Annotated in this window: 25 protein-coding genes and 1 tRNA gene; 15 read left to right on the forward strand and 11 right to left on the reverse strand. The window is 63.5% G+C overall.

What is annotated here, in order from left to right; translation table 11 throughout:
- The first annotated feature begins 24 nt into the window (after nt 1-24).
- The 3 genes from MJ8_RS16840 to hflX all read left to right on the forward strand — a co-directional run bounded on the left by MJ8_RS16840 (nt 25) and on the right by hflX (nt 2665).
- The gene (locus MJ8_RS16840) at nt 25-888 is read left to right on the forward strand and encodes a D-amino-acid transaminase (RefSeq protein WP_201409971.1); all 864 of its coding nucleotides are present in this window, start codon (nt 25-27) and stop codon (nt 886-888) included.
- Between the two features lie 142 nt (nt 889-1030).
- Nucleotides 1031-1276, forward strand: coding sequence for an RNA chaperone Hfq (gene hfq / locus MJ8_RS16845; RefSeq protein ID WP_006202172.1), 246 nt, complete (start codon nt 1031-1033; stop codon nt 1274-1276).
- A complete protein-coding gene (gene hflX / locus MJ8_RS16850) occupies nt 1277-2665 on the forward strand; it encodes a GTPase HflX (protein WP_201409972.1) in 1389 nt (462 codons plus the stop codon).
- An 8-nt stretch (nt 2666-2673) separates the two neighbouring features.
- On the opposite strand, the gene mazG is transcribed toward hflX, so the two are convergent.
- Both mazG and MJ8_RS16860 read right to left on the reverse strand, forming a co-directional pair.
- Nucleotides 2674-3498 carry a nucleoside triphosphate pyrophosphohydrolase gene (gene mazG, locus MJ8_RS16855; RefSeq protein WP_201409973.1) on the reverse strand — a complete coding sequence of 275 codons (825 nt, stop codon included), beginning with the start codon at nt 3496-3498 and terminating at the stop codon, nt 2674-2676.
- An 83-nt stretch (nt 3499-3581) separates the two neighbouring features.
- Nucleotides 3582-4766: an aromatic amino acid transaminase gene (locus tag MJ8_RS16860; protein WP_201409974.1), complete on the reverse strand. Its 1185-nt coding sequence runs from the start codon at nt 4764-4766 to the stop codon at nt 3582-3584.
- A gap of 146 nt (nt 4767-4912) precedes the next feature.
- Between MJ8_RS16860 and MJ8_RS16865 the strand changes: the two genes are divergently transcribed.
- From MJ8_RS16865 to MJ8_RS16885, 5 genes are all read left to right on the forward strand, one after another.
- The gene (locus MJ8_RS16865) at nt 4913-5434 is read left to right on the forward strand and encodes a sigma-70 family RNA polymerase sigma factor (RefSeq protein WP_263649051.1); all 522 of its coding nucleotides are present in this window, start codon (nt 4913-4915) and stop codon (nt 5432-5434) included.
- Entirely contained in the window at nt 5431-6204 is a 774-nt protein-coding gene (locus MJ8_RS16870; RefSeq protein ID WP_201409976.1) for an anti-sigma factor family protein, read from the forward strand. The genes MJ8_RS16865 and MJ8_RS16870 overlap by 4 nt, the downstream gene beginning before the upstream one ends.
- 36 nt (nt 6205-6240) lie before the next feature.
- On the forward strand, nt 6241-6957 hold the full coding sequence (locus MJ8_RS16875; protein ID WP_201409977.1) for a Bax inhibitor-1/YccA family protein: 717 nt from the start codon (nt 6241-6243) through the stop codon (nt 6955-6957).
- A 177-nt stretch (nt 6958-7134) separates the two neighbouring features.
- Nucleotides 7135-8010 (forward strand): aldose 1-epimerase family protein, encoded by an 876-nt coding sequence (locus tag MJ8_RS16880; RefSeq protein WP_201409978.1) that lies wholly within the window; start codon nt 7135-7137, stop codon nt 8008-8010.
- 3 nt (nt 8011-8013) lie between these two features.
- The gene (locus MJ8_RS16885) at nt 8014-8424 is read left to right on the forward strand and encodes a hypothetical protein (protein ID WP_201409979.1); all 411 of its coding nucleotides are present in this window, start codon (nt 8014-8016) and stop codon (nt 8422-8424) included.
- Between the two features lie 18 nt (nt 8425-8442).
- Here MJ8_RS16885 and MJ8_RS16890 read toward each other — a convergent pair whose 3' ends face one another.
- On the reverse strand, nt 8443-9357 hold the full coding sequence (locus MJ8_RS16890) for an agmatinase (protein WP_201409980.1): 915 nt from the start codon (nt 9355-9357) through the stop codon (nt 8443-8445).
- 116 nt (nt 9358-9473) lie between these two features.
- Between MJ8_RS16890 and MJ8_RS16895 the strand changes: the two genes are divergently transcribed.
- From MJ8_RS16895 to MJ8_RS16905, 3 genes are all read left to right on the forward strand, one after another.
- Nucleotides 9474-10028 carry a lysozyme inhibitor LprI family protein gene (locus tag MJ8_RS16895; RefSeq protein ID WP_201409981.1) on the forward strand — a complete coding sequence of 185 codons (555 nt, stop codon included), beginning with the start codon at nt 9474-9476 and terminating at the stop codon, nt 10026-10028.
- 47 nt (nt 10029-10075) lie between these two features.
- Complete coding sequence (locus tag MJ8_RS16900) at nt 10076-10393, forward strand: hypothetical protein (RefSeq protein WP_201409982.1); 318 nt, start codon at nt 10076-10078, stop codon at nt 10391-10393.
- 80 nt (nt 10394-10473) lie between these two features.
- Complete coding sequence (locus MJ8_RS16905) at nt 10474-11292, forward strand: DUF3658 domain-containing protein (protein ID WP_201409983.1); 819 nt, start codon at nt 10474-10476, stop codon at nt 11290-11292.
- Nucleotides 11293-11479: 187 nt separating this feature from the next.
- Here the strand turns inward: MJ8_RS16905 and MJ8_RS16910 are convergent, their stop codons facing one another.
- From MJ8_RS16910 to MJ8_RS16940, 7 genes are all read right to left on the reverse strand, one after another.
- Nucleotides 11480-12301 carry an MBL fold metallo-hydrolase gene (locus tag MJ8_RS16910; protein WP_201409984.1) on the reverse strand — a complete coding sequence of 274 codons (822 nt, stop codon included), beginning with the start codon at nt 12299-12301 and terminating at the stop codon, nt 11480-11482.
- 5 nt (nt 12302-12306) lie between these two features.
- Nucleotides 12307-13101, reverse strand: a complete 795-nt coding sequence (locus MJ8_RS16915) for a TatD family hydrolase (RefSeq protein ID WP_201409985.1) — start codon at nt 13099-13101, stop codon at nt 12307-12309.
- A complete protein-coding gene (metG, locus tag MJ8_RS16920) occupies nt 13101-14651 on the reverse strand; it encodes a methionine--tRNA ligase (protein WP_201409986.1) in 1551 nt (516 codons plus the stop codon). The genes MJ8_RS16915 and metG overlap by 1 nt, the downstream gene beginning before the upstream one ends.
- Nucleotides 14652-14778: 127 nt before the next feature.
- On the reverse strand, nt 14779-15834 hold the full coding sequence (locus MJ8_RS16925; RefSeq protein ID WP_201409987.1) for a DNA polymerase III subunit delta': 1056 nt from the start codon (nt 15832-15834) through the stop codon (nt 14779-14781).
- Entirely contained in the window at nt 15831-16505 is a 675-nt protein-coding gene (tmk, locus tag MJ8_RS16930; protein WP_201409988.1) for a dTMP kinase, read from the reverse strand. The genes MJ8_RS16925 and tmk overlap by 4 nt, the downstream gene beginning before the upstream one ends.
- Nucleotides 16506-16577: 72 nt before the next feature.
- The gene (locus MJ8_RS16935; RefSeq protein ID WP_201409989.1) at nt 16578-17756 is read right to left on the reverse strand and encodes a D-alanyl-D-alanine carboxypeptidase family protein; all 1179 of its coding nucleotides are present in this window, start codon (nt 17754-17756) and stop codon (nt 16578-16580) included.
- Between the two features lie 130 nt (nt 17757-17886).
- Nucleotides 17887-19149 (reverse strand): septal ring lytic transglycosylase RlpA family protein, encoded by a 1263-nt coding sequence (locus MJ8_RS16940; RefSeq protein WP_201409990.1) that lies wholly within the window; start codon nt 19147-19149, stop codon nt 17887-17889.
- Nucleotides 19150-19703: 554 nt separating this feature from the next.
- Between MJ8_RS16940 and MJ8_RS16945 the strand changes: the two genes are divergently transcribed.
- The 4 genes from MJ8_RS16945 (at nt 19704) to rimO (ending at nt 22819) form a co-directional block, all read left to right on the forward strand.
- Nucleotides 19704-19793 (forward strand) — tRNA-Ser (locus MJ8_RS16945).
- 175 nt (nt 19794-19968) lie between these two features.
- Nucleotides 19969-20376 carry a DUF930 domain-containing protein gene (locus tag MJ8_RS16950; protein WP_201409991.1) on the forward strand — a complete coding sequence of 136 codons (408 nt, stop codon included), beginning with the start codon at nt 19969-19971 and terminating at the stop codon, nt 20374-20376.
- Between the two features lie 266 nt (nt 20377-20642).
- On the forward strand, nt 20643-21329 hold the full coding sequence (locus MJ8_RS16955) for a TerC family protein (RefSeq protein ID WP_201409992.1): 687 nt from the start codon (nt 20643-20645) through the stop codon (nt 21327-21329).
- A gap of 176 nt (nt 21330-21505) precedes the next feature.
- Entirely contained in the window at nt 21506-22819 is a 1314-nt protein-coding gene (rimO, locus tag MJ8_RS16960) for a 30S ribosomal protein S12 methylthiotransferase RimO (RefSeq protein ID WP_201409993.1), read from the forward strand.
- Between the two features lie 83 nt (nt 22820-22902).
- Here the strand turns inward: rimO and MJ8_RS16965 are convergent, their stop codons facing one another.
- The gene (locus tag MJ8_RS16965) at nt 22903-23970 is read right to left on the reverse strand and encodes a BMP family ABC transporter substrate-binding protein (protein ID WP_201409994.1); all 1068 of its coding nucleotides are present in this window, start codon (nt 23968-23970) and stop codon (nt 22903-22905) included.
- Between the last annotated feature and the right edge of the window lie 25 nt (nt 23971-23995).

A 23995-nucleotide genomic window follows, 5' to 3' on the forward strand; every position in this document is an offset into this window, starting at 1 on the left:
GGACGTTTTTCCTGAGGGATGCCCATGCCGCGCATTGCCTATGTCAACGGGCGCTATGTCGCCCATGCCCAAGCCAGCGTCCATATCGAGGACCGTGGCTACCAGTTCGCCGACGGTGTCTATGAGGTCTGCGAAGTGGCGCGCGGCCATATCGTCGACATGCCGCGCCATCTTGCCCGGCTCAAGCGCTCGCTGAAGGAACTCTCGATCGCCTGGCCCGTCTCGGAAGGCGTGCTGCCGCTGCTGCTGCGCGAGGTGGTCAATCGCAACGGCGTGGTCAACGGCCTCGTCTATGTACAGGTCACTCGCGGCGTCGCCAGCCGCGAATTCGTCTTCCCGCCGGCGGGCACGAAACCGTCCCTGGTCATAACCGCCAGAAAGGCCGATCCGGCCGCGAACGCCAAGCGAGTGGAGAGCGGCATCAAGGTCATCACGGTTCCGGAGAATCGCTGGGACCGCGTCGACATCAAGAGCACGGGCCTTTTGCCCAATGTACTTGCCAAACAGAAGGCCAAGGAAGCAGGCGCTCAGGAAGCCTGGTTCGTCGACACCGACGGCAACGTCAAGGAAGGCGGCTCGTCAAACGCCTGGATCGTCACCCGCGACGGCGTCCTGGTGACCCGGCCGGCCGAGCACGGCATCCTGCGCGGCATCACCCGCACGACGCTTTTCGATGTCGCCGCCAAGCTCGGCCTCAAGATCGAGGAACGCGGTTTTTCGGTCGCCGAAGCCAAGGCGGCGCGCGAGGCGTTCATCAGCTCGGCGACCACAATCGCCATGCCGGTGGTCGAAATCGACGGGGCGCCGATCGCAAATGGCCATCCCGGTTCCATGACACTTTCGTTGCGGCAGGCCTTTTTTGACGTTGCGGAAAAAAGTCCAGCCTGATAACCGCACAACTGGAATGAACCTCAACTATCTCGTTCTGCTTGCCTTTGTATCGGCAAGAGGGGGTTTGCGCGCTTGACAGGTGCCGCGTAATTTGGCGCATTGGCCGCAAACCGAAGGGGATCGGCGAAAGACAAGAAAAATGGCGGAACGATCGCAAAACCTTCAGGACCTGTTCCTGAATTCAGTTCGCAAGAGCAAAAATCCACTTACCATCTTCCTCATCAACGGCGTGAAGCTGACCGGCGTCGTCACTTCGTTCGACAATTTTTGTGTGTTGTTGCGGCGTGACGGGCACTCCCAGCTCGTCTACAAGCACGCTATTTCCACGATCATGCCGAGCCAGCCGGTTCAGATGTTCGATGGCGAGGAAAGCCAGGGCGCCTGATTGGCACGTGAGAAGGACGCGGACCGCAGCGTTCGCGGAAAACAAGGACATCAACTCGGGCCGGAAGCCAAGGATCCGACCCGGGCCGTTGTCATTGTGCCCGTTCTTACCCGCCAGCCGCGCGGCGACGAGGAAACCAACCGTCCGCGTCTGACACGCTCGGCCGATGCCCGCCACGACGAGGCGGTCGGACTTGCCAGCGCCATCGATCTCAATCCGGTTCACACGGCCGTGGTGACGGTCGCCGATCCGCGGCCGGCGACGCTGCTCGGCAGCGGCAAGGTGGCCGAATTCGCCGACATCGTGAAGGAGCGCAAGGCGGAGTTGGTCATCGTCGACCATCCGCTGACGCCGGTGCAGCAGCGCAATCTCGAAAAGGAACTGAACGCCAAGGTGCTCGACCGCACCGGACTGATCCTCGAGATCTTCGGCGAGCGGGCGCGCACCAAGGAAGGCACGCTTCAGGTCGAGCTTGCGCATCTCAACTACCAGAAGGGCCGGCTGGTGCGCAGCTGGACCCACCTCGAACGGCAGCGCGGCGGCGCCGGCTTCCTCGGCGGCCCCGGCGAAACCCAAATCGAATCCGACCGCCGCATCCTGCAGGACAAGATCACCAAGCTGAAGCACGAGCTGGAAACGGTGCGCCGCACGCGCGACCTGCACCGCGCCAAGCGCAAGAAGGTTCCGTTTCCGGTGGTGGCGATCGTCGGCTATACCAATGCCGGCAAGTCGACGCTGTTCAACCGGCTGACCGGGGCAGGGGTACTGGCCGAGGACATGCTGTTCGCGACGCTCGACCCCACCTTGCGGCGCGTGCGGCTGCCTCACGGCACGCCGATCATCCTGTCGGACACGGTGGGCTTTATCTCCGACCTGCCGACGCATCTGGTTGCCGCCTTCCGAGCGACGCTGGAGGAGGTCGTCGAGGCCGATCTGGTGCTGCATCTGCGCGACATCTCCGATCCCGACACGGCGGCCCAGGCAGAAGATGTCGAACGCATCCTTGGCGATCTCGGCGTCGACGCCGCCGACACGAACCGCGTGATCGAGGTCTGGAACAAGATCGACCTGCTCGACGAAGGCAATCGCGAGCGGTTGCTTGCCGAAGGGGCAAGCGGCAAGTCGCCGCCGATCGCCATATCTGCGGTGACCGGCGAGGGAATAGACACGCTGAAAGCGCTGATCGAGGCCCGCGTGTCGGGCGAGCTGGAAACGATGACCGTGACATTGAGCCCCGCCCAGCTCGGCCAGGTCGACTGGCTCTACCGCAACGGCGATGTCGTGTCGCGCACAGACAATGAGGACGGCAGCGTCACCCTCTCGTTGACGGCGACGCACAGCGCCCGGCAGGAAATCGAGAACCGCCTGCATCGCAAGAACGGCAGCTAACCGGCTGTTTACTTGGCGCTTTTGGCCTGCTGCCAGAGCGCTTCCATCTCGTCGAGCGTCGCCTTCTCCAGCGAACCGCCGGAAGCTGCCAGGGCCTGCTCGACATAGTGGAATCGCGAGCGGAATTTTTCGTTCGTGCCGCTGAGCGCCGCTTCCGAATCGAGCTTGAGGTGGCGGCCGAGATTGACGACGGCAAACAGCATGTCCCCGAACTCGTCCTTGATGGGCGCGGCGTCGCCCGTGGCGAGCGCTTCGCGCAATTCACCGATCTCTTCCTCGATCTTGTCGAGGATCGGTGCCGCCTCGCTCCAGTCGAAGCCGACACGCGCTGCTTTCTCCTGCAGCTTCAGCGCGCGCGTCAGGGCAGGGAGCGCCACCGGCACGCTGTCGAGATAACCTTTGCCGTGATCCTCCGGATCGAGCCCGCGTGCGATGCGGGCGCTGCGCTTCTCGGCCTTCTCCTCAGCTTTGATCTTCTCCCACATGCCCTTGGCCATGCCGGCGCTACGCGCCTTCTCGTCGCCGAAGACATGTGGATGGCGGCGGATCATCTTGGTGGTGATAGCCTCGACGACATCACCGAAAGCGAACTCGCCGATCTCCTCGGCCATCTGCGCGTGGTAGACGACTTGCAGCAGCAGATCGCCCAGTTCCTCGCGCAGGTCGTCGAAATCGCCGCGCGCGATCGCGTCGGCCACTTCATAGGCCTCCTCGACCGTGTAGGGCGCGATTGTCGAGAAATTCTGCTCGATATCCCAGGGGCAGCCGGTCTTCGGCGCCCTGAGCGCCGCCATGATCTCGATCAGCCGGGAAATGTCTTTTGAGGGTTTCATCCTGCAAACCCTAGCGCGCAGCGCGGCGGGCCACCAATCCCGCCGGCTGGCAAAAGCCTATTGTCCACAGTTGCGCGGACTCTCTAGTCGAGCACCGAGACGATCGCCTTGGCGAGATCATCTATGCCGTCCTCCGGCAGGCCGGCGACGTTGATGCGGCTGTCGCCAACCATGTAGACGGCATGCTCGGTGCGCAGGCGTTCGACTTGCGCCTCGGTCAGTCCGAGCCGCGAAAACATGCCGCGATGGTCGGCAACGAAATCGAAGCGATCGGAGTTGGACTGCCGGCGCAGCGCCTCCGCAAAGGCGACGCGAAGCCTGAACATCCGCAGCCGCATCTCCTCGAGTTCCGTCTCCCAGTCCTTTCTCAGGGCAGCGTCTTCGAGCACCATGCGCACCGCTGCCGCGCCGTGATCCGGCGGCATCGAATAAAGCGCGCGTGCCGCCGCCAGCATCTGGCTCATCGCCACGTCGGCCTGGGCGCCGTCCTTGGCCATGATCATCGCCGCGCCCACGCGGTCGCGATAGACGGCGAAATTCTTCGAGCAACTCGAGGCGACGACCATTTCCGGCACCTTGCCGGCCAACAGCCGCAGACCGGCAGCGTCGGCGTCGAGACCCTCGCCAAACCCCTGATAGGCGATGTCGACGAAGGGCAGCAGCCCGCGCTCCAGGAGGACGTCGGCAACCTTGGCCCATTGCGCGACATCGAGATTGGCGCCGGTTGGATTGTGGCAGCAGCCATGCAGCAGCACGACATCGCCGCTGTCGGCCGTGCTGAGCGCCGCCAGCATCTCGTCAAAGCGGACGGCGCCGGAAGCGGCATCGAAATAGGGATAGTTGCGAACCTCGAGGCCTGCGGCGCGCATCACCGGCGGATGGTTCGGCCAAGTCGGATCGGACAGCCAGACGGTGGCGCCGGGGCGCGTGCGCTGCAGAAGCTCGGCCACCAGCCGGAGTGCGCCCGATCCGCCCGGCGCCTGGGCCGCGCGAATGCGCGAATGGTCGGCCTTCTCGCCAAAGGTGAGATTGATCATGGCGGCGTTGAATCCGGTGTCGCCGGCAAGGCCGAGATAGGTCTTGGTATCCTGGCTCGCCAGCAGCCGCTTCTCTGCCTCGCGCACGGCGCGCATCACCGGCGTCCTGCCGTCGACATCTTTGTAGACGCCGACGCCGAGGTCGACTTTGCCGGGCCGCGGGTCGTTGCGATAGAGGCCGATCAGGGCAAGGATCTTGTCGGCGGGCGCTGGCTGCAGGGTTTCGAACATCGATAGGGCTCCAATGGCGGCGGAGTGATACTGAAATCGATCGCGCCGCGCCAGCGGTTTCCTCGGTGCCAGCAATAGGCAAAAGAAATCGCCGGGCAGCGGATTAAAATCCCCACATGCTCCGTAAACAGGGCATGAAAGGGTCGATGGTACGCTTCGATATTGTCGGGCAATTGGGGTCGCTGCGGCGTTACGCGCGCTCGCTGACGCGCGACAGCGCCGATGCGGAGGATCTCGTCCATGACGCGCTGGTGCGCGCCTATGAGCGGCGCGCGACCTTTCGGTCAAGCGGCAATCTGCGCGCCTGGCTGCTGGCGATCGTGCACAACATCTTCATCGACCGCGTGCGCTCGCGCCGCTCCGAAGCGGCGCGCATCGAACAGGCCGGCCTTGTCGCCGACCAAAGCGTGCCGGCCTCGCAGGACCATTCGGTGCGCCTGTCGCAGGTCCGGGAGGCCTTTCTTTCGCTGCCGGAGGAACAGCGCTCCGCGCTCCATCTCGTTGCGATCGAAGGGCTCTCCTATCAGCAGGCGGCCGAGGTCATCGGCGTGCCGCTCGGAACGCTGATGTCGCGCATCGGCCGCGCGCGTGCTGCGCTGCGCGAAATGGAGGAGGGCGCAGCGCCGAAAACCCGGACTCACCTCAGGATCGTGGGAGACGATCAATGACCGCCATTGTCGACCCCGTAACCGATGCCGATCTCGACGCCTATGTCGACGACCAACTGGATGTCGCCCGCCGCATTGAGGTCGAAGCGCACCTTGCCGCGCGCCCGGAAGCGGCGGCGCGCGTGATGTCCGATTTGAGGACGCGCGACGAACTGCGTGTCGCGCTTGCCGGACCCGTCGGCATGGCGCGGCCGGCCACGACCGAAGCGGCGCGGCGGCTGGAGAGGGCGCTTGCCAGGGGGCGTATCCTTGCCGTGCTGCAGCGCGCGGCGGCCGCGGCCGTGCTGGTCGCGGCGGGCTGGCTGGCCAATGGCATTTTCGGGCCGATCGCGGTCACCAAGGTGGTCGCCTCGACGCAGCCGCCGGCCTATGTCGAGGATGCGGTCCGCGCGCACCGCACCACCCTGGTGCGCGAGACGATGCCGTCGCAGAAAGAGGCGCCGGGCTATGACGCCGACGAGATCCGCGCCGCCACGGCGATCGTCATGCCGTCGCTGCCCGACGACTGGAAGATCCGCGACGTCCAGGTCTATCCCTCGCAATTCGGGCCGAGCGTCGAAGTGGCGGTCGAGACCAAGGACCTCGGCCTTGTCTCGCTGTTCGCCATCAGGCCGGGCACGTTCGATGTCGTGAAGCCGACGCTCGCGCCCACCGACGACATCTCATCGGCCTATTTCCAGATCGGCGAGGTCGCCTATGCGGTGGTCGGACGCGGCGACGCCGGCAGCCTTGACCGCGCCGCCGAGAAACTCGCCAGAACGCTCTACTGAAACCGACGCTCTACCGAGAAACCAAGGAGAAACCGAATGAACAGCCCCAATCTGGGATACCGAATGGGCACCGGCGTCCAGTCCGGAGCCGTCTATGACGAAGGCCTGCGCAAGCACATGCTGCGTGTTTACAACTATATGGGCCTGGGCCTTGTCGTCACCGGCCTCGTCGCCTTCTTCGTGGCTTCGACGCCGGCGCTTTATGTGCCGATCTTCTCCAGCCCGCTGAAATGGGTGGTGATGCTGGCGCCGCTCGCCTTCGTCATGATCTTCTCCTTCAAGATGCAGACCATGTCGGCTGCGGGCGCGCAGGCGATGTTCTGGGCCTTCTGCGCCGTGATGGGCCTGTCGCTCGCCTCGGTGTTCCTGGTCTTCACCTCGACCAGCATCGCGCGCACCTTCTTCATCGCCGCCACGATGTTCGGCGCCACCAGCCTTTACGGCTACACGACCAGGCGCGACCTGACGCAGTTCTCGTCCTTCCTGATCATGGGCCTGATCGGCGTGGTGATCGCCAGCCTCGTCAACCTGTTCCTCGGCTCGACCGCGCTGCAATTCGCCGTCTCGGTGATCGGCATTGCCGTCTTCGTCGGCCTGACCGCCTGGGACACGCAGACCATCAAGGAGCAGTATGCGGAGAATTTCGATGCCGAATCGCAGCAGAAGCTCGCCGTGTTCGGCGCCTTCTCGCTCTATCTGAACTTCATCAACATCTTCCAGCTGCTGTTGAATTTCACCGGCGAGCGCGAATAAGCCGAACCGTAGCAGGCAACACTGCTGACCTCGGCTGGCCGGAGGGAAACTTCCGGCCTTTTTCCTCGCATGCGCACCAAACCGAACACGACCAAGGTGCGATCTGGCTGCCGCGCTTGAGTTCACGCGCGGCCTTTTGCTAGCCTGCCGGCCAGACCAGCCAGTCGCGAGGATGCGATGGACCAGTTGACGCTTCACGCTGACGGCATCTCGGCGACCATCGTCGGGCAGGGGGCCGAGTTGGTCTCGCTGCGCGATGGCGATGGCACGGAGCTGCTCTGGCAGGCGGGACCTGAATGGCGCCGCCATTCGCCGGTGCTGTTCCCGATCGTCGGCCGGCTCAAGGGCGATCAGCTGCGGCATCGCGGCCAAATCTATCCGATGACGCAGCACGGCTTTGCCCGCGACCGGCGCTTTGACTGGGCGGAGCAGGGGCCAACCTTTTGCTCATTGGTCCTGGCGGATGACGCCGAAACGCGGACGCACTACCCCTTCGCCTTTCATTTGGCCATTGCCTACGAGCTGAAGCCCCGGCAGCTTGGCGTGAGGTTCGTGATCACCAACATCGGCGACGAACATTTGCCGGCCTCGATCGGCGCGCATCCGGCCTTCAACTGGCCGCTGCTGCCGGAATTGCCAAAGGAAGCCTACCGGCTGACCTTCGCCGACAATGAGCCGGCGCCGGTGCGCCGCCTGAAAGACGGCTTGCTGCTGCCGGACCCGCAGCCGACGCCCATCCAGGGAAAGACGCTGCCGCTGTCCGAAAAACTGTTCGTCGATGATGCCGTCATCCTCGACAAGCCGGTGAGCAATAGCGTGCGCTACGCCGCCGGGCGCGGACCGGCGATCGAGATGTCGTGGCAAGGGTTCAACGAGCTGGGCATCTGGTCCAAGCCCGGCGGCGCGCCGTTCCTGTGCATCGAGCCATGGCACGGTATCGCCAGTCCCGCCGATTTCGACGGCGAGTTCGCCGACAAGCCTGGTGTCATGCTGATCGAGCCCGGCGGCCGCCGCGAGCTGAGCTACCGGTTCGGCCTCAGCCGGGAACCGTAGGGCATGGCATACGCCATCAAGGCCGAGATAGAGGACCCACGGGCGGAAACCTTCGTGTTCGCCGCCCAGAAGACCATGTATGGCGGCAAGCATATCGTCAATGGCGACGTCGTCTTCCTGTTCGCCAGCGAGAACGAAGGCGGGCAGGGGCTTGTCGCGCGTGGCGTCGTGACTTCTGCGGAGGCCACACCGAGGCGCCCCGATCTCGAACGACAGACGCCGCGCGTCAGCATTGCCGTGCGTCGCATCGCTCTTGCGGCGAAGCGATTGGGCCGCGATGAGCTCAAGCACTTCAAGGACTGGAAAGACGAGCGGCCCGAGACCGAGCTCAACTTCAAATTTTACCGTCAGGCGACCAACAAAATCGTCGGTATCTCGGACAAGGCGGCGGCCTTTCTCGACGGGTTTTTCTAAACCACCGATCGGATGATCTCAGCCGGTCTGCCGGACAACGGCGCCGATCACATTGACGAGAAGCCGTGCGGCGGTCAGCGCCGACAGGCTGTCAATGTCTGCGGGAGGGTAAAGCTCGACGAGGTCGAACCCCGCTATCCTGGCCCGCCGGCCGAGGCCCGCGATAAGGTCGATCGCCTGCGCGTAGGTGAGGCCGCAAGGCGTGCGCGCGGCCACGCCGGGCATGATCGAGGGATCGAGGCTGTCGCAGTCAAACGTGACGACGACACGCGCGCCTTCCGGGATATGCTGTAGAGCGGCTTCGACGCCGTGGGCATGAACCTCGCGCGCGGTGACGAAGCGGCTGCCATAGCGCCGCGCCGCTTCTATTTCGGCGGGACGCGCGCTGCCGACGCTGCGCAGGCCGACCTGCACCATGCCGGCGACATGCGCCATCTCGCTTGCCCGGCGCATTGGGCTCGAATAGCCGTAGTGTTCGCCATGCACCTCGTCGCGCCAGTCGATATGGGCGTCGATCTGCAGGATCCAGATCGGTCCATAGCCGGCAAAGCCGGCCAGGAACGGAATGACGACGGAATCGTCGCCGCCGAGCATGATCGGCACGGCCGGCACGGACAGAACCTCGCGTGTCTTCGCCTCGATCCGGGTCCGGTTGCCCGCGTTATCATGCATGGTGGTCGAGAGGTCGCCGCTATCGATGCAGCAGACCGGCCCGCCATCGAACAGCGGACCGCCGAGGTCGAAATCCCAGTGCCCCAGTAATGGCGCGTCGTCCTGGCTGGCAGCTCGGACGGCGCCGGCGGCCAAGGCATAGCCGCTGCTGTCCTGGCCGGGATAGGTCGTGCCGTGACCAGCGCCGAAGATCACCGCTCGCGGCACGCGTCCGTCGGCGAGGCGATCGGGAAGGCCGAGAAAGGAAAACGAGACCGTCATTTTCTGGATGCTTTCATTGTTGCGCAGCGGCGCGATGGCGGCTTGGGGCAGGGTAGTTGCTTCGGCCTGGAGTTTTGCGACAATTCGCATCTCAGGCGACAAATGGAGTTACGGTGATGAAGAGTGTTCTAATCTCGGTGGCTCTGTTCCTTACCACCTTTTCGCCCGCGATGGCCGAGGAGAAACCACGTGCCTCAGACAAGGCGGCGCTTGCCGAGTGCCTGAAATATGTCGGCGATTTTCAAGGTGACGTTCCCGGCGTGAACGATACGCCGACGCCGGCTATCCATATCGACAACGCCATCAAGCTCGCCGGACATGAGGCTGCCTCATGCATCAACTACGTGACCGAGTTGTGTTCCTTCGAGAGCGACGACGGCCGGTCGCAGCTTGGATTGATCGACTGCGCCAACCGCGAGGTTGCCGTGTGGGAGGATCGTCTCAACACGACCTATGCGGCGCTGATGGCCAAGGCCCAGCCCAAGGCGCGGGAAGGCTACCGCAAGATGCAGCGCGCCTGGATCGCCTACCGCGACGCGCGATGCGCGGCGGAAGCGTCCGCCGAAACTGTCAACACCGATCGCCAGAGCAACATCATGGTGAGCTGCGCGCTCGACGCAACAGCCCGGCAGGCGCTGATCCTCGATGATGAGCTGTCAGATCTCAACTGAGACGCTGAGCGGGAAATCTCGATGGCAATATCAACCCCGGAGGCATAATGCCAAAGCTCTCATGGCGGGCAGGGCTCATTTTCGGCCTGTGCGCGACGCCTGTCGCCCTACTGCTGGCACTCTTCTCCGCCGGAGCCGGGCATGGCCACTGGGTCTTGGCACGGGCGCTCTATCCGATACCCATGCTGGTGACGCTGTTGACGGACAAAACCGTCACCAGCCTGTCCGTGGGCTTGGCCGTGGCACCGTTTCCTGCCTATGGAGCATTCGCTGCTCCAGGCGGCAGCAGCCGATGGCTGGCGCTCGTCCTCGTCCATCTCGCTGCAGTCGCAGCAGCCTTCAGCGGCGTTCTCGACTATTTCTAGGGGGATCGTAGCGGCGGCGGAACACGGATAAAATTTGGCAGCAAAGGGCCTGATCCGGGCCTGAACAATGAGGCCTGCGGATGACGAAGCTTGAAAAACCCGTCGTGCATGTGGTCTTCAACATGTCGGCCGCCGGCAGCTTGCGGCACGCGCTCGCTCACATGGGGCGACACGAAACGGTCATCGGGCTGCCGGACGACCTCAGCTTTGGGCCTATCGACCCTCCCGCGATCGATCTTCGCGCCCGTTGGATGGAAGACGTATTGGGCTTCGAAAGGCGTCCGGACCTCGAACAAGAGGCCGATCAATTCTGGCGCCGAGCAACGGACCGAGACGTCGCGGCTGTGGCTTGGGTTTGCCGTCGAAGCGCCATGGAGTTTGCCGGCTTCCTCGAATTCGTTTCGCGGATCGGCGATCATCCGTTCCGGGCGGTCGACGTAACCGAGGTCGAATTCGCTCCCAGGCCCGATCGTTCAGAGTCGACCCCCTGGCGGACCGTATCGTTCGGGCATGTTCCGGCAGACAACATCGTCAAAGAACGGCTCACGGAGCGCCAGGCGATTTTGACCGAACAGGAACTGCAGGCATACCGTGGCCTATGGAAAAGACTTCGCGCCGAGAACGCGCCTTTTCGCGTTGTTTCCGACCATAGTCTTCAGTCAGCGCCGATCACATTTTTCGACAAAGCCGTCGCGACGCATGTGACAGATGATTGGCGCAAATGCAGTTACGTCGTCGCCAATTGCCTTGGCGCGCTTTGGGACGATGGCACTTATTGCGGAGATCTGGTCCTCTGGTCGCGGGTCCGGGCGCTTGCGGATGAAGGCGTGTTTGAAATGGGAGGTGACGGCGTGCGCATGCGCAATAGCTCCGTGCGACTGGCGAGTGGGGCTGTGTGACATCGGCATCACCATGGTCACACAAGAAAGTCGCATAAGATAGATTATGGAACTATCGTGCCAAGCGAGCCACGAAGAATTGGCAGGCTTTCGCCATTGGCGACAGGCCGTGTGGGCTGCCCCGTGCTAACCCAGCTACCGGCTGAGCGCACAACGACAGGCTGTGACACCAACTGAGCAGTTCCTGCTAGCGCTCTGACTCGTAAGGAATTTCGACCACCATGCCGTCATAGGCCGGCGCCACGTGCTCCGGCGTCTCGGCCATCACGGCGGCATAATCCAGCGGCACATGCATATGCGTCAGTACGGCGTTTCTGGGCGCCAGCCTTTCGATCCACTCCAGCGCTTGGCCGAGCGACAGGTGGCTGGGATGGGTATTGTATTGCAGCGCGTCGATCACCAGCATGTCGAGGCCCAGCAATCGCTCGGCGGTGGCATCCGGGAAGCCGCTGATATCGGGGCAATAGGCGAGCCCGCCGACGCGGAAGCCGAGCGATATGATGTCGCCGTGGAACTGCGGCAGCGGCTCAAGGGTGAGGGCGCCCCCCTCGCCTTCGATCACAACGGGCCTCGCGTGGTCGATGATGTGAGCCTCGACGATCGGCGGATAAGAGCTGCCGGGAGGCGTCTCGAAGCAATAGCCGAACGCCTGGCGCAGCCGCAGCATGGTCGGCTCGTCGGCATGGATGTCGATGCGGCGGCGTTGCTCGAGCACATAGCCGCGCAGATCGTCGATGCCATGGATGTGGTCGGCATGCGGATGCGTGTAGACGACCGCGTCGAGGCGCTTGACGGAGGCGAGCAGCATCTGCTCCCGGAAATCCGGCCCGGTATCGATGACGACCGTGGTGCGCGCGCCATTGGCGGCAATCCGCTCGACCAGGGCTGCCGTGCGCATGCGCCGGTTCTTCGGATTGGCTGGGTCGCAATTGCCCCAGTCGCCGGTGATGCGCGGCGTGCCGGGCGACGAGCCACAGCCAAGAACGGTGAAACGCAGCCGGTCGCCCATGTCTCTCAGCCTGCCGCCATGTCCGGACGCGGCATCTTGGTGAACAGCCGAAAGAAGTTCCCGGTGGTGATATCGGCGATTTCGGCCTCGCTGACGCCGATGGTCTCGGCAAGTACCTTCGCCGTGTTCGCCACATAGGCCGGTTCGTTGCGTTTGCCGCGATGCGGAATCGGCGCCAGGTAGGGCGCGTCTGTCTCGACCAGCAGCCTGTCGCGCGGGACGTCGGCGGCGATGGCGCGCAGCTCGGCGGAATTCTTGAACGTCAGGATGCCGGAGAAGGAGACATAGCCGCCCAGCGCCACGCCGGTTTCGGCCAGCCTGCGCCCGGACGAAAAACAGTGCAAAATGAAGGGGAAGGCGCCCTTTCCTGTTTCGTCCTCGAGGATCGCCGCCACGTCGTCATCGGCATTGCGCGCATGGATGACCAGCGGCAGCCCGGTCCGGCGCGCTGCCGCAATATGGGTGCGAAAACCTTGCGCCTGCGCATCGCGCGGCGCCTTGTCGTAATAGTAGTCCAGCCCGGCCTCGCCGATCGCCACCACCTTTGGATGGCCGGAAAGCCGGACCAACTCGTCGGCAGTGATGTCGAGTTCTTCCGCCGCATTGTGCGGGTGGGTGCCGACCGAGCAATAGACCTCGTCGAAAGTCTCAGCGATCTCAAGGATCTGCTGAAATCGCTTAACGCGTGTCGAGATCGTGACCATGCGGCCTACCCCGGCGGCGAGGGCGCGGGCGACGATAGCCGCCCGCTCCTCGGCGAAATCCGGGAAGTCGAGATGGCAATGGCTGTCGACCAGCATCAGGCTTTGCCATCCTGCTCGACATAACGCGGGAACACGCCCTCCGGCGCCGGCAGCGCCGTGCCCGGCACAAGCGCGTGATCAGCATGGACATGCTCGAAAGCGCGCTTGTCCGCCGGAACGGCCAGCAGGTCGAGCAGCTTGGTGGCCGATCCGGGAATGAAGGGCTGGCAAAGCACCGTCACCCGGCGGACCAACTCGGCCGTCGTCCAAAGCACCGTTTCCATGCGCTGCGGATCGGTCTTCTTCAGCGCCCACGGCTCCTGGGACGCGAAATAGCGGTCCGCTTCCGCCACCACGCCGAAGATCGCCGCCAGCGCCTGATGGATCCCCTGCTCCGCCATCGCCCGCCGCGAAACGGCCAACGCTTCGATCGCTTGGTCGAGGATCGCCGTGTCGACCTCCACCAGTTCGCCGCGCTTCGGCACCGCGCCGCCGCAATTCTTGGCGATCATCGACAGCGACCGCTGCGCCAGATTGCCGAGGCCGTTGGCGAGGTCGGCGTTGGTGCGGTTGACGATCGCTTCATGGCTGTAGTTGCCGTCCTGGCCGAACGGCACCTCGCGCAGGAAGAAATAGCGCACTTGGTCGACGCCGTAGTGCTCGACCATGGTGAACGGGTCGATGACGTTGCCGACCGACTTCGACATCTTCTCGCCGCGGTTGAACAGGAAGCCGTGGGCGAAGACGCGCTTCGGAAGCGGGATTCCCGCCGACATCAGGAAGGCCGGCCAGTAGACCGTATGGAAGCGGACGATGTCCTTGCCGATGATGTGTGCGTCGGCCGGCCAAAACCGCCATTTCTCATCGTTTTCATTGGGATAGCCGACGCCGGTGATGTAGTTGGTCAAGGCGTCGATCCACACATACATCACATGCTTCTCGTCGCCCGGCACCGGCACGCCCCAGTCGAACGTGGTGCGCGAGATCGACAGATCCTTCAGCCCCGATTTGACGAAGCGCATCACCTCGTTGCGACGCTCGGCCGGACCGATGAAATCGGGCTGGCTCTCATAGAGCGCGATGAGCTTGTCCTGATAGGCCGACAGCCGGAAGAAATAGCTTTCTTCCTCGACCCATTCGACAGGCGTTCCCTGCGGTCCGTAGCGCACATTGTCGGCGCGGACCTCGGTCTCCTCCTCGCCGTAATAGGCCTCGTCGCGCACCGAATACCAGCCGGCATAGCCACCCTTGTAGATGTCGCCATTGGCGGCCATTGCCTTCCAGATCGCCTGAGAGGAGGCGTAGTGCCGCTCCTCTGTAGTGCGGATGAAATCGTTGTTGGACGCGTTGAGCGCGGTGGCCATGCGCCGGAACTCGGCCGAGTTGCGGTCGGCGAGCTCGCGCGCCGTGATGCCCTCCTTGCGCGCGGTCTGCAGCATCTTGATGCCGTGCTCGTCGGTGCCGGTCAGGAAGAACACGTCCTTGCCGTCGAGCCGCTGGAAGCGGGCAAGCGCGTCGGTGGCAATCAGCTCATAGGCATGGCCGATATGCGGCTTGCCGTTCGGATAGGAGATCGCGGTCGTGATGTAGAATGTGTCGCGTGACATGAATGAACCGTCAAGAATATCTGAATGTGAGTTGTGGCGGTGGATATCGCATCGGAACGTCGATTGCCATCCCGAGGCCAATGCATGCCGCCCGAAAGTGGGCCAACGGCATGCATCGAACGAGCCGTCACATTCGCATTGCAGAATTCAGGCGGTCGATCATGGTCAGGGCGTGCTGCTTCTTGTCGAGATTGTAGGTCTCAGCCTCAGATATCGTGTTCAGCGCGTCCTGCCAAGCCTCGGACAGCGTTTTGGCCCGAGCGAGGTCGCCGGACAACGCCGCTTCGCTGGCCGCGCCCGAAAGCAGATCGAGCGCGCGGCGGTTGAAGATGTCGAACTGGATCGCCTGCTCGCGTCCCGCCACGGCCTCGGCAAGGTGATGCGCGCCGGCGATGTCGGGCTTCTTGGCCGCCACCAGCGTGTCGAGCGCGCCGGCGATCTCCAGCCCGCCATATTGGGTGAGCAGGATCGCGTTGCGTGCGCTGCCCCCTGCCCGCTCGGCCAGTGCCGCGCGCGCGGCCGGATCGTCCGGCGGCGGCGGTTCGACATTCTCCAGCACCGCCATCAGCTCGTCGGCGGTCAAAGGCGCCAGGCGCAGCACCTGGCAGCGCGACCGGATCGTCGGCAACAGGCTGCCTGGCGCATGCACGATGAGGATGAACAAAGTGCGCGCCGGCGGCTCTTCGAGATTCTTGAGCAAGGCGTTGGCTGCGCTGGTGTTCATGTCGTCAGCCGGATCGACGATGACGACGCGGTAGCTGCCGTCATGCGAGGTCATCGAAAGGAAGCGGCTGACCTTGCGGATCTCGTCGACGGTCAGCACCGTCTTGAAGCTCTTGGTCTTGTCGTTGGCCGGGCGGGTGAGATGCAGCACTCCCGGATGCGCTCCGGTGGCAATCTGGCGAAACAAAGAGGAAGCCGGGTCGGGAACGGCGAGCGTTTCGGGCGCCGTCTTGAAATCCGGATTCTTCAGAAGATGGTGCGCGATGTGGAACGCGAGCGTTGCCTTGCCGATGCCCTGCGGCCCGGCGAAAATCAGCGCATGCGGCAGCTTCCCGGCGCGATAGGCGCTGGCGAGCATTCCTGCCGCGGACGCGTGGCCGATCAGCCTCGGCGTTTCGGCGGGCTCGGGCACGCCGTCCAGCGTGTCGTGCTGTTCAGGGGCGATGCGTTCGAAGATCATGCCGGCGCCGTCTCGATCCTTTGCGCCGGCATCCGCTCTTCCAACGCCGCGAAAACGGCCGCGGTGACCACATTCTCCACCATATCCGGATCGGCGGAGGCGTCGATGACGATGCAGCGCTCCGGTTCCGCCGCGGCGATGGCCAGGAAAGCCTCGCGCCGCCGCCGGTGGATGGCCAAGGTCTCCTTCTCGAAGCGATCGGCGGCGTCCCCTGCCCCGCGCCGCGCGGCGGCACGCTTCAAGCCCTCGGCGGGATCGATGTCGAAGATCAATGTCATGTCCGGCATCATGCCGTTGATGGCCACCGCCTCCAGCGCCTTCATGAAATCGGCATCCAGACCACCCGTGACGCCCTGGTAGACGCGCGAGGAATCGATGAAACGGTCGCACAAAACGATCGAGCCGCGCTCGACCGCCGGACGAATGACCTGCTCGACATGGTCGGAGCGCGCGGCGGCGAACAGGATCGCCTCCATCTTCGGGCCGAACGGCTCGGCCGCCCCCGACAGAAGCACGTGCCTTACGGCCTCGGCGCCGGGCGATCCACCTGGCTCGCGGCTGACCACGACCTCGTATTTCTTGGCGCGCATGCGCCGCGCCAGCCGCTCGATCTGTGTCGACTTGCCTGCTCCTTCGCCGCCCTCGAAGGTGATGAAAAATCCGCTCGCCAATCGAGACTGCCTTTGCTCGCGCTGGCCGCTGTCATAGCTCCCGTCCGGTAAAAGGTCCACGAACTTGCCCGATCACAAATGTTTCTGGCGCAGCCAGCCGACAGCGAGTTCCTTGGCCGCGTCGAGCGCACGCTGCGGCAGCGTGCCTACCTTCACCGACTCGGCGGCATAGAGCGGCGTCTGCTGGCTCAGCGTATCGCCTATCCAAACGCGCAATTCTCCGACCGGTTGCCCTTCCTCGACCGGCGCCGACACCGGACCCTGGTAGACGATCCTCGCGGTCAGCTTGTCGCGGTTTGCTATCGGCAGAAAGATGTCCACGGGGCCTTTGGCTTTCAAGGCCAGATCGGATTTGGCACCGCCGAAAACCTGGGCCTCCCCGACCACCTCGTCTTTGGCGAAGATCTCCGTCTTCTGGAATGACCGTGAACCCCAGTCGAGCAGCTTGCGCGCCTCTTCGGCGCGTTCGCGGTCGTTCGCCAGTCCGCTGAGGGCGGCGATCACGCGTATGCCGTTGTGGCTGACGGTGCCGACCAGACCGAATCCCGCCTGCTCGCTGGCGCCCGCCACGAAGCCGTCCGCCTCGATGCCCATGGCGATCAGCGGGTTGCGGTTCTTCTGCGATATCTTGTTCCAGGTGAAGTCCGGCTGGCTATAATAGTGGAAGAACTCCGGATAGTCGCGCCACAGATGCAGCGCCAGCATCGTCAGTTCCCGCACCGTCGTCTGCTGCCCGTCCGCCGGCAGGCCGGTTGAATTGACGAAGGTCGATTTCGAGAGACCGAGCTGACGGGCTCGATCGGTCATCTGCGCGGCGAAATTCGCTTCCGAACCAGCCATGCCCTCGGCCAGCACGATGCAGCCGTCATTGGCCGCCTGCACGGTGACACCCTGGATCAGATCCTCGACGCGGACCTCGGATTTGAGCTTGGCGAACATGGTCGAGGTGCCGGACGGGGCGCCGCCGGTGCGCCAAGCGTTTTCGCTCACCACGAAGGTGTCGTCGAGCGTGATCCGCTTCGCCTTGAGAGCGTTGAAGACCACCTCCATCGTCATCAATTTGGCCATCGAAGCCGGCGGGATCGGCTTGTCCGGGTCCTTGGCGAAGAGCACCGTGCCGGTATCGGCATCGATCATGAACGCCTGCGCCGCCTTGGTCTCGAAAAGCTGCGCGTTCGCCGGAACGGCGCAAAGCAGCACCAGCACCAATCCCAGAAGGCTGGCGAAAGGCGGAAAAACACGCAATTGCATGAAATGTCGACCCAATCTGAGCAACACCGGGTGGTGCCAAGCGACTTCCCACCCCGGAATTGCGCAATATTACCCCACAGCCAAGCTATCAGGGTTTTTCCGACCGGATCAACGGGCAGTGCGAATTTGCTCAGTTACGCACAACCAGCGCGTCCGGCGCGCCATGAGACCAGGCTGCCTGAAGCAGGTCGTCGATGCTGCCATGGCCGTCCGGATAGACGTTGACCGCATACCAGTCATTGCCGTCGAGCTCGGTACGCTGGATCTCGGTCCGGCCGAACGGCTCGAGCGCGGCGGCGACGCGCTTTGCCTCCGCGGCCTCGTCGAAGGAGCCGGCGGCGACATAGTCGGACGCGGGTGCCTGCTCCTGGCGGGTCGATTTCTTCCACGACCGAAGGATGTCGGCAGGCGACATGCCGCCGGTGTCGAGGGCGGCAAAGACATCGGCGCGCTTGACCCGCTCATCCGCGTAGGACAGCGAAGCCATGGCGAAGGGCGAGTTCGCGGGAAGACCGAAATCCGGCCGTTCCGGCACGATCGGTCCGAAATCGGGCAGCGCGACATCGCTGGCGCCCTGCACCTGGAAGGCCGCCGGCTGAACGGTGGCTTCATCCGACAGACTCGGCTGCGCGGCAAAGGCCTGGCCCGAATTGGTCAACTGTCCGGGGAACGGCACGGCGGCCGGCGGCGCGCCGACCGGCATGCTCGGCGACGGGCCGTTCATGGCCACCATCACGCCGGTCGGCAGGCCGTCCGACGGATCCGGCCGGTTCTTCCCGGGGTGGTAGGAAGCCATCAGATACTGGTCGTCGTCGCCGTCGAGCGGCGCGCGGCCGACATATTCGACCTTGACCCTGGCGGTGCCGACCTTGTCGTAGTCGAGCATCTGCGCCGCGCGCTCGGAGACGTCGATGATGCGGCCTTCATGATAGGGGCCGCGATCGTTGACGCGCACGATCACCGAGCTGCCGGTCTCCAGATTGGTGACGCGGGCATAGCTCGGCAGCGGCATCGTCGGATGCGCCGCCGTCAGATGCGTCATGTCATAGACTTCGCCATTGGCGGTCAGACGACCGTGGAAGGCATCGCCATACCAGGAGGCCAGGCCGACCTTGGCGTAGTTCTTGTCTTCCTTGGGATAATACCACTTGCCGCGCACTTGGTAGGGTTTGCCGAGCTGATCGCGGCCGCCGCCGCGACGCATGAACTGGACGCGCGGGCTCGCCTTCACGCCATATTCCGATTCGGCGAAATATTCCTTGGAGCGGGCCTTCTTGTAGACCATCCCCTTCGGCTCAGGCTGTGAGGCGCAGGCAGCCAAAAGCAAGCCCGAAAGGGCGCACAGGGCGAAAGCAGAAGCGCGACGAAGACGCGGGCGCGCCAAAGCCTGCATGTTTTCGATTGTCCCCTACCTGCTGCACCTAATGAGGCCAGAAGTTGCCCCTTAGGCCAACACCTTGATCCCCAATCCCTTTTGCACAGGAATTGCTTATTACGATGTTAACCGATTGTGGCTGCAACAGGGCGAGATTGTGGCAAGGAGAGATAGGGCTGGCAATGATCGGACGGCGACGTGACAGCCAAAGCCAGTTTCCCAGCACGACCACGCCCCACGGCGTCAAAGCGCCAGCGCCGATCCGATCAAGTTGCCAGTATGTATGTTATAGCGGTACCGGCGACGCGTTGGCCACAACGTTCGAAAGCTTCTGACGCTTCGTCAAAACCGGCTTCTCATAAATCTTTTTCATAAATTCCCCCGTTAGAATATTAGCATACGGAGATTGGCAGGGTCTTGGCGGCATTGTCAATTGCATCTGACCGGCTTCCTGCAACCGCCCCGGCTCCCGAGAATGTTGATTGAGCCTTTCCTGCGATTGACAGATCTTTGCACCGCGCACTAGAGCATGGGCGCTGCGTTCGTGCCGGCTCTGCGGTCGGCAGGACGATGGAGGGATGGCCGAGCGGTTTAAGGCACCGGTCTTGAAAACCGGCGTGGGCGCAAGTTCACCGTGGGTTCGAATCCCACTCCCTCCGCCAGATCGCATTTTCGCTCTTCGAGCTTCGCAGGACCGGCGCGATCCTTCGGGTGAAGCGGGATCCCCTCCCAGGCTTTAGCGCGAGAAGGCGACTTTGCCGCCGTAGCTCCTCGCCGCCCTCCGGCATGAGGTCAACGGTTGGTGAAGCAGCGTTTATTTGATTTCTCAGACAAAATATGCTGCTTGTCGCGCCCATGAAAAAGCTCTGCCTGATGGTTCTGGCGTCGCTGACGCTGGCCTTGCCGGCCAAGGCGATGGACAACGCGTTGCGCGCCGGCCTTATGAAACTCGACCCGCAGACTCGCCTCGAGCAGCGCTGTGACGCCGAAGTGCTCGACCGGATCAGTCACGACGATCGCAACTACAAGGCCGACCGCGTCGTCGCCTACGCCTTCGCTACGCCGCAGATGAGCGCCGATGCCATCAAGAGTTCCGGCGCCGCCTTCCGCAGCAAGGGCCAATGGTACCGGCTAAAGTTCAAATGCCTGACTGCGCCGGACCACATGCAGGTTCTTCAGTTCCGCTACAAGATCGGCGATGAAATCCCAGAATCCGAGTGGGCCAAATATAATCTCTACGACTAAAGCGCGTCGCGATCTTTCAGGTTCGCTCCATGCGCTTTAGGTTTTGATCTTGCTTATGTCTTCATCCCGAAACCGGTCCCCATTTCCGGGAGACATGCTTTGGTTTCGGCCTTGCCCTTGCCGGCAACCACCCGAAATCCTTGAGGGCTTGCGCGGGCGGCGTGTTTTCCGGCGATGCCCGAACCTGCGTCTTGACGCCGATGGACCATGCCTTTAGGCCCGTCTGGGTAAAGGCTATGCTCATTTCAGGCAAGGATTTCTAGTCGATGGAAATATTCACTGCCGCAGGCCTTTCAGCTCTCCTCCAGGTCGTCGCAATCGATCTGGCCCTTGCCGGCGACAACGCGATTGTGATCGGCCTCGCGGCGGCCGGCCTTCCCGCGGACCAGCGCAAGCGCGCCATCCTTGTCGGCATCGCGGCAGCCACCGTCCTGCGCATCATCTTTGCACTGATCACGCAATGGCTGCTGAGCATCGGGCCCATGCTGCTCATCGCCGGCGGGCTTCTGCTTCTGTGGGTGTGCTGGAAAATGTGGCGCGAGCTGCGCGTCAGCCACGAGGATGAGCGCGACGCGACCGAAGCGCTGTCGAACGGCGACTACAACAAGGACGGCAGGATCGCCGGTGCAGCGCCGCGCAAGACCTTCTCTCAGGCCGCCTGGCAGATCGTCATCGCCGACGTCTCGATGTCGCTCGACAACGTGCTCGCGGTCGCCGGTGCGGCCATGAAGCATCCGACCGTGCTGATCATCGGGCTGGCCCTTTCGATCGCCCTGATGGGTTTTGCCGCTTCCTTCGTTGCGCGCTTGCTCCATAGATATCGCTGGATCGCCTATCTCGGCCTGCTGATCATCTTGTACGTGGCGATCAACATGCTGCTCGGAGGCGCCGTGCAGCAGTTTCCCGACCATTTTGCCTTCCTGGCGCCTTGGTTCGGGCCGGACGGCCACTGAGGCTGATTGAGGATAGGTTGCCGAGCCACTCTTGTTCCGGCCGGCTGGCAGGTTTGCATCCGGGCCGAAGCGTGCTATTGCGCCGCGCGAAAATGGCTCAAAGCCCGCCGTAGATTGATCTTCGGAGCCAAAGGCTCGATCCTCGATCTCGCCCTCACCTCTTGGAAAACAAGTTTATGTCCGCCCCACGCGTCAGCTTCGTCAGTCTCGGATGCCCGAAAGCGCTCGTCGATTCCGAGCGCATCATCACGCGGCTTCGCGCCGAAGGCTACGAGATCGCGCGCAAGCATGACGGCGCCGACCTCGTCGTCGTCAACACCTGCGGCTTCCTCGATTCCGCGCGCGATGAGTCGCTCAACGCCATCGGCTCCGCCCTTTCCGAGAACGGCCGCGTCATCGTCACCGGCTGCCTCGGCGCCGAGCCGGACGTCATCCGCGAAAAACATCCCAATGTGCTGGCCATCACCGGTCCGCAGGCTTATGAGAGCGTGATGGCGGCGGTGCATGAGGCGGCTCCGCCCAGCCACGATCCCTATGTCGATCTGCTGCCGCCGCAGGGCGTGAAGCTTACGCCGCGCCACTACGCCTATCTGAAGATTTCCGAGGGCTGCAACAACCGCTGCACCTTCTGCATCATCCCGGCGCTGCGCGGCGATCTCGTCTCACGCCCGGCCGCGGACGTGCTGCGCGAGGCCGAAAAGCTCGCCAAGGCCGGCGTCAAGGAAATTCTCGTCATCTCGCAAGACACCAGCGCCTACGGCATCGACATCAAGTACCAGACATCGATGTTCGGCGACCGCGAGGTGCGGGCGAAATTCCTCGACCTCGCCGAGGAACTCGGCAAGCTCGGCATCTGGATACGCATGCATTATGTCTACCCCTACCCGCATGTCGCCGACGTCATTCCGCTGATGGCTGAAGGAAAGATCCTTCCCTATCTCGACATTCCCTTCCAGCACGCCTCGCCACAGGTGCTGAAGAACATGCGGCGCCCCGCGCATGGCGAAAAGACGCTGGACCGCATCCGCGGCTGGCGCGAGGTCTGCCCGGACCTCGCCATCCGCTCGACCTTCATCGTCGGTTTCCCCGGCGAGACGGAAGATGATTTCCAGATGCTGCTCGACTGGCTGGACGAAGCCAGGATCGACCGCGCCGGCTGCTTCAAATACGAGCCGGTCAAGGGTGCCCGCTCCAACGACCTCGGGCTGGAGCAGGTGCCGCAGGAGATCAAGGAAGCGCGCTGGCATCGTTTCATGCAGCGCCAACAGAAGATCTCGGCCGCGCAACTGACCAAGAAGGTCGGCAAGCGCCTGCCCGTGCTGATCGACGAGGCGCATGGCACCTCCGGCAAGGGCCGCACCAAATACGACGCGCCGGAGATCGACGGCTCGGTGCATATCCAGTCGCGGCGGCCGCTGCGCGCCGGCGAGATCGTCACCGTCAAGATCGAGCGCGCGGATGCGTATGATCTTTATGGATCGGCCGTCTGACCGGCCTCGACCGCGAAGGGACACCAAATGAAAAGGGCGCCGCGCGGCGCCCTTTTCATTTCTGATTTTGCGACGTGCCCGCCTTATTGCGGCAGCTTGTCGTCGATGCCCTTGACGTAGAAATTCATGCCGAGCAGCGTGCCGTCGTCCGCGACCTCGCCGTCCTTCAGCCAGGGCGAACCGTCCTGCTTGGACACCGGTCCGGTGAAGGGATTCCAGCCGCCGGCGATCTTCTTCTCGGTGGCTTCCGCCATCGCCTTCACGTCGTCGGGCATGTTGGTGTAGGGAGCGAGCTTGACCGCGCCGTCCTTGATGCCAAGCCACACATTGTCAGGCTTCCAGGTGCCGTCGAGCGCCGCCTGAACGCGGCTGATGTAATACGGGCCCCATTCATCGGTCAGCGAGGTCAGCTGCGCGTTCGGCGCGAACTTGATCATGTCGGACGACTGGCCGAAGCCGTGCAGCTTGCGCTCCTCGGCGACCTGCAGCGCGGCGGTCGAATCGGTGTGCTGGACGATGATGTCGGCGCCCTGGTCGAACAGCGCCTTGGCGGCGTCGGCCTCCTTGCCCGGGTCGAACCAGGAATTCACCCACACGATCTTGACCTTGAAGTCGGGATTGACCGACTGCGCGCCGAGCATGAAGGAGTTGATGCCCATCACCACTTCCGGGATCGGGAAGGAGACGATGTAGCCGGCGAGGCCCTTCTTCGATTCCTTGGCCGCGATCTGGCCGAGCACGTAGCGGCCTTCATAGAAGCGGGCGTTGTAGATGCCGAGATTGTCGCCGGTCTTGAAGCCGGTGGCATGCTCGAACATCACCTTGGGGAACTTCTTGGCGACCTTCACCTCGGCATCCATGAAGCCGAAGGAGGTGCCGAAGATGATCTTGCAGTTCTCGCGCGCCAGGCGCTCGAAAGCGCGGTCGGCGTCCGGGCCTTCCGAGACGTTCTCGAGATAGGCGGTCTCGACCTTGTCGCCCAGCGCCTTCTCGACCTCGAGGCGGCCCTGGTCGTGCTGGTAGGAGTAGCCGAAGTCGCCGATCGGACCCGTATAGACCCAGCAGGCCTTCAGCTTGTCGGCGGCCTCGGCGGCTGCCGCCAGCGACAGGGCCGCCGCCGTGGTCATCAACGCAATAAGCAGTTTTTTCATTGTGTTACCTCTCTGAGTTAAGCCT

Origin of the sequence: Mesorhizobium sp. J8, from assembly GCF_016591715.1 — a bacterium.
Classification (GTDB): Bacteria; Pseudomonadota; Alphaproteobacteria; order Rhizobiales; family Rhizobiaceae; genus Mesorhizobium.